This is a genomic window from Pseudaquabacterium rugosum (genome assembly GCF_038066575.1).
Lineage (GTDB): Bacteria > Pseudomonadota > Gammaproteobacteria > Burkholderiales > Burkholderiaceae_C > Pseudaquabacterium > Pseudaquabacterium rugosum.
Map to the genome: position 1 here is coordinate 231,467 of NZ_JBBUTF010000002.1, position 18,435 is coordinate 249,901.

The 18,435-nt window shown below is 69.4% G+C and carries 14 protein-coding genes; 10 read left to right on the forward strand and 4 right to left on the reverse strand.

The genetic code is table 11. The annotated features are described in order from the left end of the window. Positions 1–58 precede the first annotated feature (58 nt). Complete coding sequence (locus tag AACH11_RS01665; protein WP_341372452.1) at positions 59–1,276, reverse strand: nicotinate-nucleotide--dimethylbenzimidazole phosphoribosyltransferase; 1,218 nt, start codon at positions 1,274–1,276, stop codon at positions 59–61. Between the two features lie 23 nt (positions 1,277–1,299). Further along, positions 1,300–2,889 carry a threonine ammonia-lyase, biosynthetic gene (ilvA, locus tag AACH11_RS01670; RefSeq protein ID WP_341372453.1) on the reverse strand — a complete coding sequence of 530 codons (1,590 nt, stop codon included), beginning with the start codon at positions 2,887–2,889 and terminating at the stop codon, positions 1,300–1,302. Between the two features lie 562 nt (positions 2,890–3,451). Here ilvA and AACH11_RS01675 point away from each other — a divergent pair. Further along, positions 3,452–3,874 carry an OsmC family protein gene (locus AACH11_RS01675; RefSeq protein WP_341372636.1) on the forward strand — a complete coding sequence of 141 codons (423 nt, stop codon included), beginning with the start codon at positions 3,452–3,454 and terminating at the stop codon, positions 3,872–3,874. Between the two features lie 71 nt (positions 3,875–3,945). Here AACH11_RS01675 and coq7 read toward each other — a convergent pair whose 3' ends face one another. Beyond that, positions 3,946–4,617 (reverse strand): 2-polyprenyl-3-methyl-6-methoxy-1,4-benzoquinone monooxygenase, encoded by a 672-nt coding sequence (gene coq7 / locus AACH11_RS01680; protein WP_341372454.1) that lies wholly within the window; start codon positions 4,615–4,617, stop codon positions 3,946–3,948. A gap of 275 nt (positions 4,618–4,892) precedes the next feature. Here coq7 and AACH11_RS01685 point away from each other — a divergent pair, with 275 nt between their 5' ends. The 3 genes from AACH11_RS01685 to cyaY all read left to right on the forward strand — a co-directional run bounded on the left by AACH11_RS01685 (position 4,893) and on the right by cyaY (position 8,093). Further along, positions 4,893–5,873, forward strand: coding sequence for a porin (locus AACH11_RS01685; RefSeq protein WP_341372455.1), 981 nt, complete (start codon positions 4,893–4,895; stop codon positions 5,871–5,873). A gap of 214 nt (positions 5,874–6,087) precedes the next feature. Beyond that, on the forward strand, positions 6,088–7,389 hold the full coding sequence (locus AACH11_RS01690) for a porin (RefSeq protein ID WP_341372456.1): 1,302 nt from the start codon (positions 6,088–6,090) through the stop codon (positions 7,387–7,389). Between the two features lie 341 nt (positions 7,390–7,730). Then, positions 7,731–8,093 (forward strand): iron donor protein CyaY, encoded by a 363-nt coding sequence (gene cyaY, locus AACH11_RS01695; RefSeq protein WP_341372457.1) that lies wholly within the window; start codon positions 7,731–7,733, stop codon positions 8,091–8,093. 75 nt (positions 8,094–8,168) lie between these two features. On the opposite strand, the gene AACH11_RS01700 is transcribed toward cyaY, so the two are convergent. Next, the gene (locus tag AACH11_RS01700) at positions 8,169–10,556 is read right to left on the reverse strand and encodes a penicillin-binding protein 1A (RefSeq protein WP_341372458.1); all 2,388 of its coding nucleotides are present in this window, start codon (positions 10,554–10,556) and stop codon (positions 8,169–8,171) included. Positions 10,557–10,814: 258 nt separating this feature from the next. Here AACH11_RS01700 and AACH11_RS01705 point away from each other — a divergent pair, with 258 nt between their 5' ends. The 6 genes from AACH11_RS01705 (at position 10,815) to AACH11_RS01730 (ending at position 18,413) form a co-directional block, all read left to right on the forward strand. Beyond that, the gene (locus tag AACH11_RS01705) at positions 10,815–11,906 is read left to right on the forward strand and encodes a pilus assembly protein PilM (RefSeq protein ID WP_341372459.1); all 1,092 of its coding nucleotides are present in this window, start codon (positions 10,815–10,817) and stop codon (positions 11,904–11,906) included. Further along, a complete protein-coding gene (locus AACH11_RS01710) occupies positions 11,903–12,532 on the forward strand; it encodes a PilN domain-containing protein (RefSeq protein WP_341372460.1) in 630 nt (209 codons plus the stop codon). Before AACH11_RS01705 ends, AACH11_RS01710 begins: the two co-directional genes overlap by 4 nt. Positions 12,533–12,539: 7 nt before the next feature. Further along, the gene (locus AACH11_RS01715; RefSeq protein WP_423228672.1) at positions 12,540–13,280 is read left to right on the forward strand and encodes a type IV pilus inner membrane component PilO; all 741 of its coding nucleotides are present in this window, start codon (positions 12,540–12,542) and stop codon (positions 13,278–13,280) included. After that, positions 13,277–13,849, forward strand: coding sequence for a pilus assembly protein PilP (locus AACH11_RS01720; RefSeq protein ID WP_341372461.1), 573 nt, complete (start codon positions 13,277–13,279; stop codon positions 13,847–13,849). Before AACH11_RS01715 ends, AACH11_RS01720 begins: the two co-directional genes overlap by 4 nt. 23 nt (positions 13,850–13,872) lie before the next feature. Further along, the gene (locus AACH11_RS01725) at positions 13,873–16,110 is read left to right on the forward strand and encodes a type IV pilus secretin PilQ (RefSeq protein ID WP_341372462.1); all 2,238 of its coding nucleotides are present in this window, start codon (positions 13,873–13,875) and stop codon (positions 16,108–16,110) included. Positions 16,111–16,247: 137 nt separating this feature from the next. After that, positions 16,248–18,413, forward strand: coding sequence for an Ig-like domain-containing protein (locus AACH11_RS01730; RefSeq protein ID WP_341372463.1), 2,166 nt, complete (start codon positions 16,248–16,250; stop codon positions 18,411–18,413). The last annotated feature ends 22 nt before the right edge of the window (positions 18,414–18,435 follow it).

An 18,435-nucleotide genomic window follows, 5' to 3' on the forward strand; every position in this document is an offset into this window, starting at 1 on the left:
TCCGCCGACCGCCTCCGGCACCCGGCCCGGTGCTGGCCGGCGCTGCCCGCCGAGGTCCTCAGATCAGTTCGTCGAGGTCCGAATGGCCGCTGCTGCGGATGCGCGGACCCGGGCCCTGGGCATGGACGCTGAGGCCGGCGACCTGGTCGACGGTGACCGGCCGCGACAGGTCGAGCCCGCCACTGCGCGACGGAGTGCCGACCTCGCGCCGCGGCTCGTGGGCCGCCCGGATCGGCGGCGGTGTGGCGGCGGCGGGCTCCAGCGGCGGCAGCGCGCGTTCACCGACGTGGTCGTCACCCAGCAGCGCGCAGGCGGCACGCAGCATCGGCCAGGTCAGGCAGGCGCCGGCACCATCGTGTGTCGCCAGGCCGACGTCGAGCATGGCCGTGGCCTCGAACAGCGCCATCGCCTGGTCCAGGCCGTGGTGCGGCGTGCTGCGGCAGAACACGCAGTAGTCGGTGATCGCCGGCTCCATCATGCGGGCGATCAGCAGCGCCGCACAGGCGGACATGCCGTCGATCAGCAGCAGATGGCGCCGGTTGGCGGCCTCCAGCAGCAGGCCGGTGAGCAGGCCGATCTCGAAGCCGCCGAAGCAGGCCAGCACCTCGATCGGGTCCACGCAATCGCGGTGGCGGCCGTGCACCGATTGCCCGATCAGCAGCAGGGCCGACAGCTGGTCCGGGTGCATGTCGGGCCCGGCGTAGAGCAGATCGCGCAGCGGGACCTCGCCCAGGCGCGAGAGCACCAGCGCGGCCGCCTCGTGCGCCCCACTGCCGAGCGCGCCGCAGGCCACCACATTGCCGCTCAGGCCCTGCGCCGTCTCGATGCCGGCGCGCACCGAGGCCTGGGCCTGTTCGATCGTCATCGCCATGCCCATGCGCGCATTGCGCGTCCCGTGGGCCAGCTTGCGCGGCAGCAGGCGTTCGAGCGGCGGCATCTGGCGCGCGATGCCGCCGTCGACCACCGTCAGCGCCAGGCCCATCTGGTGGGCGAGCCGTGCCACCGGCACCCGCCCGCCCAGCACCTCGGCGACCTGCTCCTCGGTGGGCTGTGACTCGGTCAGCGGCAGGCCGTCGACCGCCAGCCCATGATCGGAGGCCACCAGCACCAGCTGCGGATCGTGCAGGCGTGGCCGCAGCGAGTTCTGCAGCAGGCCCAGCCGGATGGCCACCGGGGCCAGATGCCCGAGCTGGCCCACCGGCCGGCCGCCGGCCTGCAGACGGGCGAGCAGGGCCTGCTCCAGCAGCGGGTTCGAGGTCTCGGCGATCGGCGTCATGACCCGCAGTGTAGAAGCCCGGCTCAGCGCAGGAACAGGCGGTAGACCGGGTTGTCGGTCTCCTCGACGCAGGGATAGGCCAGCGCGTCGAGAAAGGCCTTGAAGGCCTTGCGGTCGGCCTTGGGCACCTGGATGCCGACCAGGATGCGGCCGTAGTCCGCGCCCTGGTTGCGGTAGTGGAACAGGCTGATGTTCCAGCCCGGGTGCATGCTGGAGAGGAACTTCATCAGCGCGCCCGGCCGCTCCGGGAAGATGAAGCGGAACAGGCGCTCATCGGCCGCCAGCGGGCTGCGGCCGCCGACCATGTGGCGCACGTGCTGCTTGGCCAGCTCGTCGCCGGTCAGGTTGACGGTCGGGAAGCCCTGGCGCGCGAACTGGCGCGCGATCCTGTCGGCCTCGTCGGGCTTCTGGATCGCCACGCCGACGAAGATGTGGGCCTGGGCGCTGTCCGAGATCCGGTAGTTGAACTCGGTGACCGCGCGCGGGCCGAGCTGCTCGCAGAAGCGCTTGAACGAGCCACGCTCCTCGGGAATGGTGACCGCGAACAGCGCCTCGCGCTGCTCGCCGAACTCGGCCCGCTCGGCGACGAAGCGCAGGCGGTCGAAGTTCATGTTGGCGCCGCAGGTGATGGCGATCAGCGCGGGCTGGGCCGCCTGCGCGGCCGCCGCCGCCTTGCCGCGCCCGCGCGGCGCCGGCTTGCCGCTGGCCGCGGCCTTGGCCGCCGCGTACTTCTTGGCCGCCGCCACGCCGAGCGCGCCGGCCGGCTCGACGATCGAGCGCGTGTCCTGGTAGATGTCCTTGATCGCCGCACAGACCTCGTCGGTGTCGACGATGATGAAGTCGTCGACCAGCTGGCGGGCGATGCGGAAGGTTTCCTCGCCGACCAGCTTGACCGCCGTGCCGTCGGAGAACAGACCGACATCGGCCAGCGTCACGCGCTTGCCGGCGGCCACCGAGCGGGCCATCGCGTCGGAGTCGCGGGTCTGCACGCCGATGACCTTGATCTCGGGCCGCACGGCCTTGATGTAGCTGGCCACGCCCGAGATCAGGCCGCCGCCGCCGATCGCGCAGAAGATGGCCTCGATCGGCCCCTGGTGCTGGCGCAGCAGCTCCATCGCGATCGTGCCCTGGCCGGCGATCACGTCCGGATCGTCGAAGGGGTGGACGAAGGTCAGGCCTTCGCTCTGCTGCAGCTGCAGCGCGTGGCCGTAGGCGTCGGTGTAGCTCTCGCCGTGCAGCACCACCTCGCCGCCGAGCGCGGCGACCGCGTCGATCTTGACCTGCGGCGTGGTCACCGGCATCACGATGACGGCGCGGCAGCCCAGGCGGCGGGCGCTCAGCGAGACGCCCTGCGCATGGTTGCCGGCCGAGGCGCAGATCACGCCGCGCTGCAGGGCCGCCGCATCCAGATGCGCCATCTTGTTGTACGCGCCGCGCAGCTTGAAGCTGAAGACCGGCTGCGTGTCCTCGCGCTTGAGCAGCACCGGCTGGCCCAGGCGGCGCGCCAGGCTGCGCGCCGGATCGAGTGCGGACTCGATCGCCACGTCGTAGACCCGCGCGTTGAGGATCTTCTGCAGGTAGTCGGGGTGCGGACGGGCGGGGGCGCGGGCCATCGGGCGGTCTCTTGCGGTGAGGCGGTGGAGCCGCGGGTCGCCGGCCTGGCGTGCCGTCCGAGCGGCCACCAGGCCCGCGGCAGCGGCGGGGAAACGGGGCCGGGGATCATAGCCCCGGTGTCGTCAGGGCAAAAAAAAGCCCGAGGCCAGAGCCTCGGGCTCAATCCACCAATGGAGGAGGTGGAGGAGACAACCGGTCGGAGATCAGCAAGTTGCTTGCCAGGGGCCGGGGAGCCGGGTGTCGCGCACGATCGGGAGGTCGCGTCCGCGTGGGGGCTCCGGGGCTGCCTGAGGGCTCACCCGATGAGGGCAAACCAGCTTGCATATCCGTTGGTCCAGACTGTAGCGGATCGTCTGCTGCGCCGCAACACGCCTGCAGCAAACTTTTCCGCAGCCTGGAGCGGGCACGGTGCGCAGGCGTCGGGCCGGCCAAAGCGTGGCAGCATCGGCGCCCCGCGCACCACCGGGCTGCGCCGCGCCCTCGGCGGGCTCCGCCGCAGTGCGTCGGCACGCCGGTGGTGCGTTCCGCGCTGCGGCGCCCTGAACACGGATGACGACGAACATGGAGTGCACGATTCATTGGCTGCCGGGCAGCGGCATGGGCATGGTGGCCGAGACCGGCAGCGGCCACCTGCTGACGATGGATGGCGCGCCCGACGGCGGCGGTCGCAACCTGGCCCCGCGGCCGATGGAGACGCTGCTGGCCGGCGCCGGCGGCTGCACCGCCTATGACGTGGTGCTGATCCTCAAGCGCGGCCGCCACGCGGTCAGCGGCTGCGAGCTCAAGATGAGCGCCGAGCGGGCCGAGACCGATCCCAAGGTGTTCACCAAGATCCACCTGCACTTCGTCGTCAAGGGCAAGGCGCTGCCCGAGACCGCCGTCGCGCGGGCCATCGCGCTGTCGCACGAGAAGTACTGCTCGGCCACCATCATGCTCGGCAAGACGGCCGAGGTGACGACCAGCCACGAGATCGTCGAGGGCTGAGCGTCGTCGCGGCTGCCCTGACGGCGGTCCGGGCACCGGTCGCGATCAGGCCCCGCCGCCGGGGCGAGGTCTCAGATCCAGTGCGCGGTCGAGGTCATCACGCGGGCCGCGCCGCGCATCGCCCAGCGCAACGGCGCGGGCAGGGCCTGCGCGCCTGCGGCCTGGGCCTCCTCGGCATGGCGGGCCTCGTCCTCCTTCATCTGCGCGACGATGGCCCGTGAGGCGGCATCGTCCTCGGGCAGGCGCTGCAGATGGCCGGCCAGGTGCCGTTCGACCTGACGCTCGGTCTCGACCACGAAGCCCAGGCTCCAGGCGTCGCCGGCGCGGCCGGCGGCCAGGCCGATGGCGAAGGCCCCGGCGTACCACAGCGGGTTGAGCAGGCTGGGCCGGTCGCCGAGCTCGCGCAGTCGCTGCTCGGTCCAGGCCAGGTGATCCGTTTCTTCCCGGCCGGCCTCGGCCATCTGCTGGCGCAGCCCGGGAGAGCGTGCGGTGAGCGCCTGGGCCGCATAGAGCGCCTGCGCGCAGACCTCGCCGACGTGGTTGACCCGCATCAGCGCGCCGGACAGGCGCCGCTGTGCGGCATCCAGCACGGGGGGCTCGGCCGGGGGCGGGGCGTCGGCGATGGCGGCAGACGGGGCCGGTGGCCGTGCGGCCGTCGGGGTGGGGCGGGCCGGGCGTGCGCCGCGGCCCAGGGTGCGCAGTGCCAGATCGGCGCTGGCCACCAGATCATCCAGGGAAGGCATGGGGCGAGCATATCCGGCCCCGCGTGACGGTCGACAGGGGCGTCGGCGGGGTGGATCGGGACAGGCGGGGGCGGCCGTGGCGGCGCCTCGTTCGCCGTTGTTGTCAGGCAACACGCGCCGGACATTTTGGCGGCCGCGCTTGGCAACTGGCGCGGCGCTCTGGTGCAATTGCTGCAACTTCCGCTGTGGAGGTTGGCCTGACCGGCCCTTCCCGACCCGTGTGCCGATCCGGCGCCGTGTGCGGGACCTCTTGTTCAACCAAGGAGATAGTTGCAATGAAGAAGACTCTGCTGGCGCTGGCCGTGCTGGGCTCGTTTGTCGGTGCCGCTTCCGCGCAGTCGTCGGTGACCCTGTCGGGCTCGGTGGATCTGGGCTTCAAGAAGGCCAACGGCGTCAAGGGCATCGATTCCCCGGGCAGCGGCCGCAACGCCTTCACGCTGTCGGGCGTGGAAGACCTGGGCAACGGCACCTCGGCCATCTTCCTGCTGAACCACCGCTTCAGCACCGACACCGGCGCGATCAACGTCGCTGGCAACACCACCGGCACCTCGCCCCAGTACTTCTGGCGCAACGCCTGGGTCGGCCTGCGCAACAGCGCTGCCGGCGAAGTCCGTCTGGGCCGCATCCTGATGCCGCTGCAGGACATGAACGGTGGCTACGAGTCGTTCAACGGTGGTGACACCGTCGGTAACGTCCACACCGGCGGCGGCAAGGCCACCGTCCGTGCCACCAACGCCGTGTACTACAAGTCGCCGTCGCTGGGCGGTCTGGTGGTGCATCTGGCCACGGCCGAGGCCGACGGCCAGATCACCCAGGAGTGCGGCACCTGCGCTCCGGGCGCTGAGCGCCCGGTCGGTGCGGCCGTCGCCTACGGCGCCGGCCCCCTGTCGGTCGGCTTGGCCTACGACAAGAACGGCGCCGAGCACAAGACCGTCGGTCTGTACGCCAAGTACAACTTCGGTGTCGCGCTGGTCAACGTCCAGTACGAAAAGGGTGACGTGAGCGCCACGGCCGAGCAGAAGCGCGCGTCGATCAGCGCGGGCATCCCGGTCGGTGCCGCCACCGTCAAGGTCGGCTACCGCAAGCAGGGCGCCGACGGCACGAACAAGTCCGACAACAAGCTGGGCCTGGGTGTCGACTACGCGCTGTCCAAGCGCACCACCGTCTACGCCGACATGGGCAAGAGCTCTGGCGACAGCCTGAGCGCCGCTGCCGAGAAGACCCAGTACGACCTGGGCATCTGGCACAAGTTCTGATGACCGTCGCCCGTGCGCGGCCCTGACGGGCTGACGCACGGTGCGTGGCGAGCCGTCCCTCGGGGCGGCTTTTTTTTTGGCGCGCAGGCCCCTCGTCACCGTCGTTCTCAGGGAAAGCCCCGGGCGGCTTGGCCCCTGATCCGGGTGTTAGGTCTTGACGCGATCGGGGATGATCGGGGCTGCGCTCCTGTCTCCACAACTTGAAGGACAACCCATGCTCAACTGCTCCATGATCCGTCTGGCGGCGGCCGCCCTGTGCGCCGGTCTGTCGGGTGTCGCGCTGGCCCAGGTGCAGGCGCCGACCGTCACGCTCTACGGCACGGCCGATGGCGGCTTCACCCGCACCACGGGCCTGGCCGGTGGCAAGAATGCGGTGGTCAGCGGGATCATGGACGGCTCGCGTTTCGGCCTGAAGGGCGACGAGTCGCTGGGTGGTGGCTACCGCGCGCTGTTCACGCTCGAGAACCGGATCGAGCTGGATACCGGTGCGATGGGCAACCGCGCGCAGTCCGGTACCCAGACGCCCGACCGGTTCAGCCAGGTCGCGCTCCTCAACCAGGCGGGCAGCTCGGCGTTGCCCACCAGCGGTGTCGCCGGTCAGTTCGTGCAGTCCGCCGTCACCTCGGTGGCTGCGGCCGTCGGCAGCACCATCGGCGTCAACCTCGACAACCGGTCCTTCGACCGTCAGGCCTGGGTCGGTCTGGTGACGCCGGTCGGTGGCTTCATGCTCGGTCGCCAGTACACGCCGGCCTACGAGACCGGTGCCACCTTCGACATCCTGGGGACGTCGTCGGCGCTGTCGGCCGCTCAGGTCGCGACCTTGCCGGCCGGCTTCGACATCCGGGTCGACAACGCGCTGCAGTACCGCGTGGTCCAGGGCGGCTTCACCGGTTCGCTGATGGTGGCGCCGGGCGAGGTCAGCACGAACGCCAAGGCCCGTGACTTCGCCGGCGCGATGCTGCGCTACCAGAACGAGTCCTTCGGCGTCGGTCTGGCCTACAACGAGCGCCACAACGACGTCGGCCAGAAGTCGCTGCGCAATGTGGTGCTGGGGGCGTCGAAGTCGATCGGCGCGACCACGCTCAACGCGATGATGGTGACGATCCGCGACGACAACCCGTCGGGTGTCTCGACCATCGCCACCCAGACGGCGGCTCTGTCGGCCGTCAATGCGGCCTTGCCGGCCGCCGTCCAGTCGGCCTTCACCAACGCGCTCAAGCAGGACGCCCGGCTCTACCACCTGGGCTACAAGCTGAGCAAGGGCGCGCACACGGTCTACACCGCCTACAACGTCTACGACGACCGCCGGCCGGCGAACGCCGATGTGCGCAGTTATGGCGCGGTCTATCTGTACGCGCTGTCCAAGCGCACGGACATCAGCGGCCAGGTGGTGCGCTTCGTCAACGGTGATCTGGCGCAGGCTGCGCCCGGCCAGATCGGCTACCTCGGTGGCGTGACGCGCAGCGCCGGCACCGATTCCACCGTGATCGCCGCCGGCATCCGTCACCGCTTCTGAGGCACGCGGTACCGCCGGGCCTTCGGTGGCCCGGCCCGCCGCAACCGACCGTCGCCGTGGGCGGCGATCAGTTCGCGGTGCGGCTGTCCTGCGTCGCGCCCGGTGCGGTGGACGCGGTGCCGGGTGTCGCCGGCTGCGACGCGGTCACCGGTGCCGAAGCCGCGTCGGCCGGTCGCAGCCGCAGCGGTCCCTTCTGGCCGCAGCCGCCCAGCAGGCCCAGCGCCAGTGCGCTGCCGATCAGGCAGGCGAGCGCGGCGCGGGGTGGTGTCGCCCGGGGTCTGCGGCGTGGGCAGGTGCTCGCTACACTCGAAAGCCGTGTCATGCCGCGGATTCTAGAGACCATGAGCGCAGCCCCTCCCGCCACCCCGCTGTCCGACAGCGACTTCCACCGCCTGTCGCACGCCGTGCTGCAGCACATCGAGACCACCGCCGACCGCTGGCTCGAGGACGATGTCATCGACATCGACGTCCACCGCACCGGCGGTCTGCTCGAACTGAGCTTTCCGGGGGGCAGCAAGATCGTGATCAACACCCAGCCGCCGTTGCACGAGCTGTGGCTGGCCTCGAAGGCCGCGGGGCAGCATTTCCGTCATGTCGAGGGGCGCTGGATCGACACCCGCGATGGCCATGAGTTCTTCGCCGTGCTCAGCACCCAGGCCAGTGCGCAGGGCGGCAAGGCGCTGCGCTTCGATCCGCCGGTCTGAGCGGCCACCGCCCGCCGCCACGTCCTGGTCCGACGGCCCGGGACGGTGCCCTCAGGTGGCCTTCCAGAAGCGTGGTCAGCGGAACAGGTCCAGGATGCCGCTGCGCTCGCTGGCGCTGACCGGCGGTGGCACGGCGGCCGCCGAGGCCGCGTCCTCCGGTGTCTCCAGCCGGTCGATCTCGCCGCCCTGGTCGCCGCCGAGCTGCTCGTAGACCCACTCGTTGCCGCGCTGCACGACCCCGGTGGGCGGCTGCAGTTCGACCACCGGCAGTCGCGGCAGCATGCGGCCCATGAAGTTCATCCAGACCGGCAGCGCCAGGCCGCCGCCGGTCTCCTTGTCGCCGAGCTTGCGCGGCGTGTCGTAGCCGATCCAGACCACCGCCACCAGCTGCGGGTGATAACCGGCGAACCAGGCGTCCATCGAGTCGTTGGTGGTGCCGGTCTTGCCGTAGAGGTCCGTGCGCTGGAACTGCTGCTGCACCTTGGCGGCGGTGCCGGCGCGCGTCACCTCGCCGAGCAGGCGCGTCATCACGAAGGCGTTGCGGGCATCGATCACGCGCCGGCTGTCATCGACGGCCGGCGGGGGTGCACGCATCAGCGACCGGCCGCGGCTGTCGTGGATCGCGGTGACGAGCAGCGGTGCCGTCGCCAGGCCGCCGTTGGCGAACACGCTGTAGGCGCTGGCCATCTGCATCGGGGTGACCGAGCCGGCGCCCAGCGCCATCGTCAGATAGGCCGGATGCTGTGCGGCCTCGAAGCCGAAGCGGGTGATCCAGTTCTGCGTGAAGCGCACGCCGCTGGCCCGCAGCACGCGGATCGACACCATGTTCTTGGACTTGGCCAGGGCGGTCTTCAGCGGCATCGGGCCGTCGAACTTGCCGTCGTAGTTCTTGGGTTCCCAGGGCTGGCCGCCCGTGGTGCCGGCATCGAAGAACAGCGGCGCGTCGTCGACCATCGTCAGCGGCGTGAAGCCCCGCTCCAGCGCTGCCGAGTAGATGAAGGGCTTGAAGCTTGATCCGGGCTGGCGCCAGGCCTGGGTCACGTGGTTGAACTTGGTGTTGCTGAAGTCGAAGCCGCCGACCAGGGCACGGATCGCGCCGCTGCGCGGATCCATCGCCACCAGTGCGCCTTCGACTTCGGGGACCTGGGTCAGTGTCCAGCTGCCGTCGGCCTCGTGCACCATCCGCACGACGGCGCCGCGCCGGATCTGCCGGCGGGCTTCGGCGGTATCGGCCAGGCCGCTGGCCGCCGGCTTCAGGCCGTTGCCGCGCACGGTCACCACCTCGCCCGATTCAAGTGCGGCGCGCACTTCACGCGGGCTGGCCTGCAGCACCACCGCGGCCTTCAGCTCATCGTTGTCCGGATGCTCGGCCAGTGTCTCGGCGATGCGGGTATCGGCTTCGGCGCCATCGGCCGGCAGGTCCACATGGCCCTCGGGCCCCCGGTAGGCCTGGCGCCGCTCGTAGTCGAGCAGACCGCGGCGCAGCGCCCGGTAGGCCGCCATCTGCGGTCCTGATTCGACCGTGACCTGGACGTTCAGGCCCCGCGTGGTGGCTTCTGCCCCGTACTGGGTCTGGACGATCTGGCGGACCGACTCGGCCACGTATTCGGCATGCACGGGTGGCGTGCTGGCCGGCCGCAGCCGCAGTGGCTCCTTGCGCGCCGCCGCGGCCTGCTCGGCGGTGATGAAGCCCTGCGACTCCATGCGGTCGATGATGTACTGCTGGCGACGCACGGCGCGCTGCGGGTTGCGCAGGGGGTTGTAGGCCGACGGAGCCTGCGGCAGTCCGGCCAGCAGGGCGGACTCGGCCACCGTCAGCGCGCTGAGCGGCTTGCCGAAATAGATGTCGGCTGCGGCCGCGAAACCGTAGGCCCGTTGGCCGAGGAAGATCTGGTTCATGTAGACCTCCAGGATCTGCGGCTTGCTCAGCAGGCTCTCGATCTTGTAGGCCAGCAGGATCTCGTAGATCTTGCGGGTGAAGGTCTTCTCGGTGCTCAGGTAGAAGTTGCGCGCGACCTGCATCGTGATCGTGCTCGCGCCCTGGCTCTTGGCCTTCTGGAACTGCGCCACCGCCGCGCGCAGCACGCCGATGGTGTCGACGCCGCCGTGCTGATAGAAGCGCGCATCCTCGATCGCCAGCACCGCATTGCGCATCACCGGCGGAATCTGGTCGATCGGCGTGTAGATGCGGCGTTCCTCGCCGAACTCGCCGAGCAGCACGCCGTCGGACGACCACACGCGCAGCGGCAGCTTGGGACGGTAGTCGGTCAGTCCGCCGATGTCGGGCAGGTTCGGGTAGGCGATGGCCAGGCCGATGCCGACCAGCAGTGCGCCGGCCAGCACCGCGCTGGCCAGCAGGCCGGCCAGCCAGGCCAGCGTCAGCCCGATCCAGCCGGCCGCAGTGCGGCGGCGGGCGTGGGCTCGGGGGGCGGGAGGGGCGCCGGTCTCGTCGTGATCGCTCATCTGGGGTGGGTCAGCCTGTGGGGCCCAGTGTATAAAAGCCGCGGCCCGTCGCCCGGCTGCCGGTCTGCGGTGGCTGGCGCGGGGATGTCCGCCTTGGGTCGCGGCGCGTCGCTGCCCTGTTGCGTACGGGTCAACAGCGGGGCATTAGGGGGCAGCTTTGCCATGGGCAGCAAGGGCTTTGCTGCTAGCATTGAAGTCGATTCTTAAGATGTGCCCTCTCTCCAACCCGATCGCCTTGCGCGTTGGGGGTCCCCACCTGTGAGCTTTCTCGACCTGCTGCTCGGCCGCAAGCACCCGGCGATGTTCGGTCTCGACATCAGCACGTCGAGCGCCAAGCTCGTCGAGCTGGGCATGACACCGTCCGGCGAATACACCCTCGAACGCATGGTCTCCGAGCCCTTCGGCAAGGGCTGGATCACCGATGGCCAGGTCGAGAACTTCGATGACGTGGCCGAGGCCGTGCGCCGTCTGGTGCAGAAGAGCGGCACCCGCACACGCCAGGTCGTGATGGCGATGCCGCAATCGGCCGTCATCACCAAGCGCATCGTGCTGCCGTCCGGTCTGCGCGAGGAGGAGATGGAGCTGCAGGTCGAAAGCGAGGCCAACCAGTACATCCCGTTCTCGCTGGATGAGGTCAGCCTGGATTTCTGCGTCGTGGGCCAGAGCCCGACCTCCGGCGGCGACGTCGAGGTGATGATCGCCGCCTCGCGCAAGGAGCGGGTGCAGGACCGCCAAGGCATCGCCGAGGCCGCAGGCCTCAAGCCGGTGGTGCTCGACATCGAGTCCCATGCGGCCCAGCTGGCGATGCGCCGGCTGGTGCGCGAGCTGCCGCAAGGCGGCGAGAACCTGCTGGTCGCGCTGTTCGAGATCGGCGCCGATTCCACCAGTCTCAAGGTGCTCAAGGATGGCGAGCTGCTCTATGAGCGCGACCAGGCCTTCGGCGGTGCGCAGCTGACCCACCTGATCAGCCGCCACTACGGCATGCAGTTCGAGGAAGCGGAGACGCGCAAGCTGGCCCTGGCGGGCGGCGGTGATCCGCTCGAGGGCTACGAGACCATGGTGCTCGGCCCCTTCATCGACAGCCTGGCCCAGGAGATCGGGCGTGCGCTGCAGTATTTCTTCACCAGCACGCCGCACCACAAGGTCGACTACGTGATGCTGTCGGGCGGCACCGCCACCTTGCCCAGCCTGAAGGAGCGCGTCACCGCGCTGACCGGCTTTGCCTCCAATGTGGTCAACCCGTTCTCGGGCATGCGCATGAGCGGTGGTCTGCGTGAGTCCCGCGTGCACCGTGAGGCCGCGTCCTACCTGACGGCCTGCGGACTGGCGATGCGGAGGTTCGTGCAGTGATCCTGATCAACCTGCTGCCGCACCGTGCCGAGAAGCGGCGCCAGCGCAAGCGTGCGTTCTATCTGGCCCTCGGCGCCTCGGCGCTGGCCGGTGCCGTGGTCGTCGGCCTGTGGTCGATGTGGCTGCAGCACCTGACGGGCGAGCAGATGGCCCGCAACGACTTCCTGCGCCAGGAAACGGCCAAGCTCGAGGCGCAGATCAAGGACATCGCCTCGCTGCGTGCCGAGATCGAGAACCTGAAGGCCCGCCAGGACGCCGTCGAGGACCTGCAGATCAACCGCAACGTGCCGGTCTATCTGCTCGACGAACTGGTGCGCCAGACCCCCGAGGGCATCTACCTCAAGAGCATCCGTCAAGCCGACCAGGTGGTCACGGTCAGTGGTGTCGCCCAGAGCAACGAGCGTGTGTCGGAGTTGCTGCGCAACGTGCAGAACGCGTCGCGGTGGCTGCAGCAGCCGGAGCTGATCGAGATCCGTGCGGTGGCCCCGCCGGTGCAGCGCGCGGGTGCGCGGGTCGACACGCGTCGGCTCTACGAGTTCTCGATGAAGGTGCAGGTGAAGCTGCCCGGGGCCGCGGCCTCGGCGCCCGTGGCGGCCGGCAGTGCCGCGGTCCGCAAGTCCACCTGAGCGCGCGATGGCCACCAGTTACAACACACAGTCGGGCCTGCTGAGCCTGCTCAACACCACGCGCCCGGGCAACCTCGACGTCGGCCTGATGTTCGAGCGGGCGCAACAGCAGTTCCGCAGCCTGGATCCCAACGAGCCCGGTCAGTGGCCGCTGCTGCCCAAGGCCTGTGCCTGGGGCGCGGCCGCGCTGGCGGTGCTGGCCGGCGGCTGGATGCTGGTCGTCTCGCCGGCCGTCGATGAGCTCGAAGTCGCCCGCAACCAGGAAGCGCCGCTGCGCGCCGAGTACCGCGCCAAGCTGGGCCAGGCGGTCAACCTGTCCGAGCTGCGCAAGCAGAAGCAGCAGGTCCAAGAGTACGTGAACCAGCTCGAACGGCAGCTGCCCGGCAAGGCCGAGATGGACGCGCTGCTGTCGGACATCAACCAGGCCGGCATCGGCCGGGGCCTGCAGTTCGAGCTGTTCCGCCCGGGGCAGGTCGAGCGCAAGGAATTCCACGCCGTGCTGCCGATCACCGTGCGCGTGACCGGCCGCTTCCACGACATCGGGGCCTTCACGGCCGACGTGGCCAACCTCTCGCGCATCGTCACGCTGCACAACCTGGTGATCGCCGCGCCGCAGGACGGCAGCGGCACGCTGACGATGGACACCATCGCGCGCACCTACCGCTACCTCGATCCTGAGGAGCTGGCCGAGGCCAGAAAGGTCAAGGCCGACGAGGAGAAGGCCCGGCGCAAGGGGGGCAAGCCATGAGGCGCGCGCGCAAGGCGTGGGTCGATGGCCGTCCGGCCGCCGGGCTGCTGGTCGTGCTGGCCTGCGCGGCCCTGGCCGGCTGCGGTGCGGACCAGGAGGAGTTGCAGGCCTGGATGGACCAGCAGCGCCGCGAGGTCAAGCCCAGCGTCGAGCCGCTGGAGCCGCCCAAGAAATTCAGCCCGGAGCCCTATGACGGGGCGCTGTCGGTCGACCCCTTCAATCCGCAGAAGATGGAAGTGGCGCTCAAGCAGGAGACGCGGCAGACCAGCGCGCTGCTGGCCGCCGAACAGCGTCGCCGGCGCGAGCCGCTCGAGGCCTTCCCGCTCGACGGCATGTCGATGGTCGGCAGCCTGCGCAGCCGGGGCGGTCCGGTGGCGCTGCTGCGGGTCGAGGGCCTGCTCTATCAGGTCAAGCCGGGCGACTACATCGGTCAGAACTTTGGCAAGGTGGTACGCGTGGGAGAGACCGAGCTCGAACTGCGGGAGGTCGTCCAGGACGCCGCCGGCGAATGGGTCGAACGCAGGAGCACCTTGCAACTGCAGGAACAGGGGCAGGAGAAGGTGCGATGAACAGCCCTCAGGAGAATTCGACGATGGCGCGATGCGCAGTGCGTCTGCTGGCACTGGTCGTGGTCTGTGCCGCGCCGGCGCTGGCCCAGGCGCAGAACATGATCCGCGCGATCACCAGCAGCCAGCAGGGCGGTGCCGATGTCGTGCGCATCGAGCTCGACCAGCCGCTGGCCGCGGTGCCGGCCGGCTTCGCCGTGCAGTCGCCACCCCGCGTGGCGCTCGACCTGCCGTCCACCGAGAGCGCGCTGGGTCGCAACGTCGTCGACATCAACCAGGGCAATCTGCGCTCGGTGGCCGTCGCCCAGGGCGGTGATCGCACCCGGCTGGTGATGAACCTGCGCCAGGCGGCCAGCTACCGGGCCGAGGTCCAGGGCAAGGCGCTGGTGATCGTGCTGGAGTCGGCCGCTGCGCCGGCGATGGCCGCCGCGCCGGCCGTGGCTCCCGCCGCCACGGCAGCCGCCGGCAAGGCCCCGGCCAAGGCCGACGGCACCGTGCACTTCGCCGATTCGCAGAACGCCCAGACGCTGCCGCTGCGCGACATCGAATTCCGCCGTGGCACCGATGGTGCCGGTCGGGTGATGGTCTCGCTGGCCAATCCCCAGGTCGGCGTCGACATCCGCCAGCAGGGCCAGTCGCTGGTCGTCGAGTTCCTGCGCTCCTCGCTGCCCGAGACGCTGCGCCGGCGCCTGGACGTGACCGACTTCGGCACGCCGGTGCAGTCGGTGGCCAGCTTCCAGAGCGGTGACCGCGTGCGGCTGGTCGTCGAGCCCAAGGGCAACTGGCAGCACAGCGCCTACCAGACCGACAACCAGTTCGTGCTCGAGGTGCGGCCGGTCGTCAGCGATCCCAACAAGCTGACCCAGGGTCCGGGCTACAGCGGCGAGAAGCTGTCGCTGAACTTCCAGAGCATCGAGGTGCGGGCGCTGCTGCAGGTCATCGCCGACTTCACCAACTTCAACGTCGTCACCAGCGACACCGTCACCGGCAACGTGACGCTGCGCCTGAAGGACGTGCCCTGGGACCAGGCGCTCGACATCATCATGCAGAGCAAGGGCCTGGGCGTGCGCAAGTCCGGCAACGTGCTGTGGATCGCGCCCAAGGAGGAGCTGACCGCCAAGGAGCAGCTCGACCTCGAAGCCAAGAAGAAGATCGCCGAACTGGAGCCGGTGCGCACCCAGGCCTTCCAGCTGAACTACACCAAGGCCGAGGAGGTCGCCCGCGGCCTGAGCGGCCAGGCCTTCAGCGGTGGCAGCAGTTCGGGCGCCAGCTCCGGCGGCAACACACAGGCCCAGCGCATCCTGTCGCCGCGCGGCAGCGTGATCTTCGAGAGCCGCACCAACCAGCTCTTCGTCACCGACATCCCGAGCAAGCTCGAGGAGATCCAGGTCCTGATCGGCAAGATCGACATCCCGGTGCGTCAGGTGCAGATCGAGGCCCGCATCGTCGAGGCCGACGACACCTTCGGCCGCACCTTGGGCGTCAAGCTGGGCGCGACCGACCTGCGCAGCATCCAGGGCGGCACATCGGGCTACAGCGTGGGCGGGGGCAACTACGTCAGCATCGGCGGCTCCACCACCGGCGTGGCCGCGCAGACGCTGCAGAGCGGTCTGACCGGCACGTCGGCCATCACGTCGGCCTACAACAACAGCAACTTCGTCAACCTGGGTGCCAACGTCAGTTCGTCGGTGTTCTCGGGGGTGTCGGCGGCACCGAGCGTCGCGCTGTCCTTGTTCAGTCCGTCGGCCAACCGCTTCCTGAACCTGGAACTGTCGGCGCTGGAAGCGGACGGCAAGGGCAAGATCGTCTCCAGCCCGCGCGTGATCACCGCCGACCAGACCAAGGCGCTGATCGAGCAGGGCACCGAGCTGCCCTACCAGCAGGCGACCTCCAGCGGCGCCACGTCCGTCGCGTTCAAGAAGGCCAACCTCAAGCTCGAGGTGACGCCGCAGATCACGCCCGAAGGCGCCGTGATCATGAGCCTGGACATCAACAAGGACAGCGTCGGCCAGAGCACCACGCAGGGCTTCGCCATCGACACCAAGCACGTGCAGACGCAGGTGCTGGTCGAGAACGGTGGCACGGTCGTCATCGGCGGCATCTTCACGCAGACCGAGGCGCAGAACACCAACAAGGTGCCGCTGCTGGGCGACATCCCGGTCGTCGGCGCGCTGTTCCGCAACACCACGCGGACCGTGGCCAAGACCGAACTGCTGATCTTCATCACGCCGAAGATCGTGTCGGAGCGGGCGGCGATGCGGTGATCGGTTCCGGGTCGTCGCGGAGGGGTCAAGGGGCCCTTCGCGTGATCCGTCACGCCAGATCGATGGGGATCGCCTCCGGTCCTGCCGCTTGCCGGCACGGATCTGCGGTGGCGCTTCAGCCTAGGGGGGAAATTGACATGAAGTTCTACGAACGTTGGTTGCGACGCGCCGCGGCAGCCTTGATGGCTGTCTCTCTGGCCGCTTGCGGTGGTGGTGGAAGCGGCGGTACGCCTCTGAGCGGTGGAGGCTCGGATGACTCGGGCACGACGACCACGGCGACATTGACCGTCTCCTTGTCGAGCACGACGGTGACGGCCGCCACGCCTGCCACCGTCACCGCCACGGTGCTGACCGCTGCCGGCGCACCCGTCGCCGGTCAGGTGGTTTCCTTCGCTGCGTCCGGGTCGGCAGGGACGTTCTCGCCATCCTCGGCCCTGACCGACAGCCAGGGGCGTGCGGTGACGTCACTGTCGCCGGCGTCGGCGACATCGTCGGGCGCGGATACCGTCGTCGCGACGGCGGTACTCGGTTCGACCACCCTGACCGCACGCACGGGCTTCCAGCTGACCGCCACGAACGTGGCCATTGCCAGCTTCACCTCGGATCTCACCACGTTGAGCGCCTATGGTCAGACCACGCTGACGGCCGTGTTGAGCGGCACGACATCGGGCACGCCGGTCACGCTCAATCTCACGTCGACCTGTGCGACCGAGGGCAAGGCCTCCATCACGCCGGCCTCGCAGGCCACCACGACGGGTACGGCGACCTTCACCTATCGTGATCTGGGCTGCGCCGGTTCGATCAGCAGCGTCGACCAGCTGACCCTGAGCGTGGCGGGCAGCGCGCTGACGGCTGCGCGGTCTCTGAGCCTGACCTCGCCGGAGGTTGCCAGCATCCGGTTCATTTCCGCGTCACCTGAAACCATCTATCTGGCCGGCACGGGCTTGACGGAGAACTCGACCGTGACCTTCCGCGTCGTCGATGCGGCGGGCCAGGGTCTGCGCGAGCAGAACGTGCAGCTCGAGCTCACCACGTTGACCGGAGGGGTCAAACTCGACGACGCCCAGGTGGTGGTGACGAAGAAGACCGATTCCAATGGCGACGTGACCGTACGGATCAATGCGGGCACCGTGCCTACGCCGGTGCGGGTCAAGGCCACGCTGGCCGGATCCTCGATCTCCACGGTCTCCAGCAATCTGGCTGTTGCCGTCGGCCTGCCGTCGCAGCTGAACTTCTCGCTGTCCCAGCAGACGATCAACATCGAGGCCGGCTCCATCGACGGTACGTCCAACAACTACACGATCATCGCGTCCGATCGCATGGGCAATCCGGTTCCGGCGGGTACGACGATCAACTTCGTCAGCACGTCCGGCCAGATCCGACAGTCGGCGCAGACGACGATCAATGGCTCAGGACTGGCTTCGGCCACGGTGGCCTTCCAGTCGGCGGAGCCGCGCATGGCCAACGGACGCTTCGTCGTCGCGGCCTACGCATTGGGCGAAGAATCGTTCCTTGATCTGAACGGGGACAACGCCTATTCCTCCGGCGAGCCTTTCCTGGATCTCGGTGACATCTACTTTGACCGCTATGCCAATGGCGTGTTCAATGTGTCGACCGATCAGTACATCTCGCTTGGCTTGAGCGGGACGTCCGTCTGTGCGACCCCGTCGTCCAGCCTGCTCCAGGTCAGTGCCTTCGCGGTGCCGTCGCGTCCGTCGACCTGTGATGCGGTCTGGGGCAAGAACTATGTCCGGCGCCAGGCCCTGACCATCGCCTCGATGTCGTCGGCTTTCCCGGTTTATGGCACGTCGCTTCCGGCCGGCGCCTTCGTCGTTGGTGCCAGCACTTCTGTCGCTTCGGATGTCTGCCCGTCGTCGATCCGCCGGGTCATTCCGGCTGACGGTGCGGCCTATGATGCGAACGAGCAGGCGGTGACCGCGGCCTACTTCCCGTTCGGAACGGTGCGGATCGCGGGGCTGGGCCAGCGCGGTACCATCGCGTTCGTGAATGCGGACGCGAACCCGGTCGCGCTGAATCCGATGGCGGCAGGCACGACCATTTCGGTCGCCGGGACCACCGGCCTGACGGTCTCGGTGGTAGGTGGATCGCCCGTGCCGAGCACCTCGGCACCCACCACCGGTGTGTTCAGCTATGCCTTCGCTGATGATGCGTCGGTCGGCACGGCGACGGTGACGCTGACGTCGCCATCCGGCCTGCGGACCAGTTTCCAGCAGATCCTCTACCGTAACGAGCTCAGTACGCTGACCGTGCCCGCCGGGCAGCAGATCTTCTCTTGTCCCTGACCCCCGCCATCACCGTCTCCCT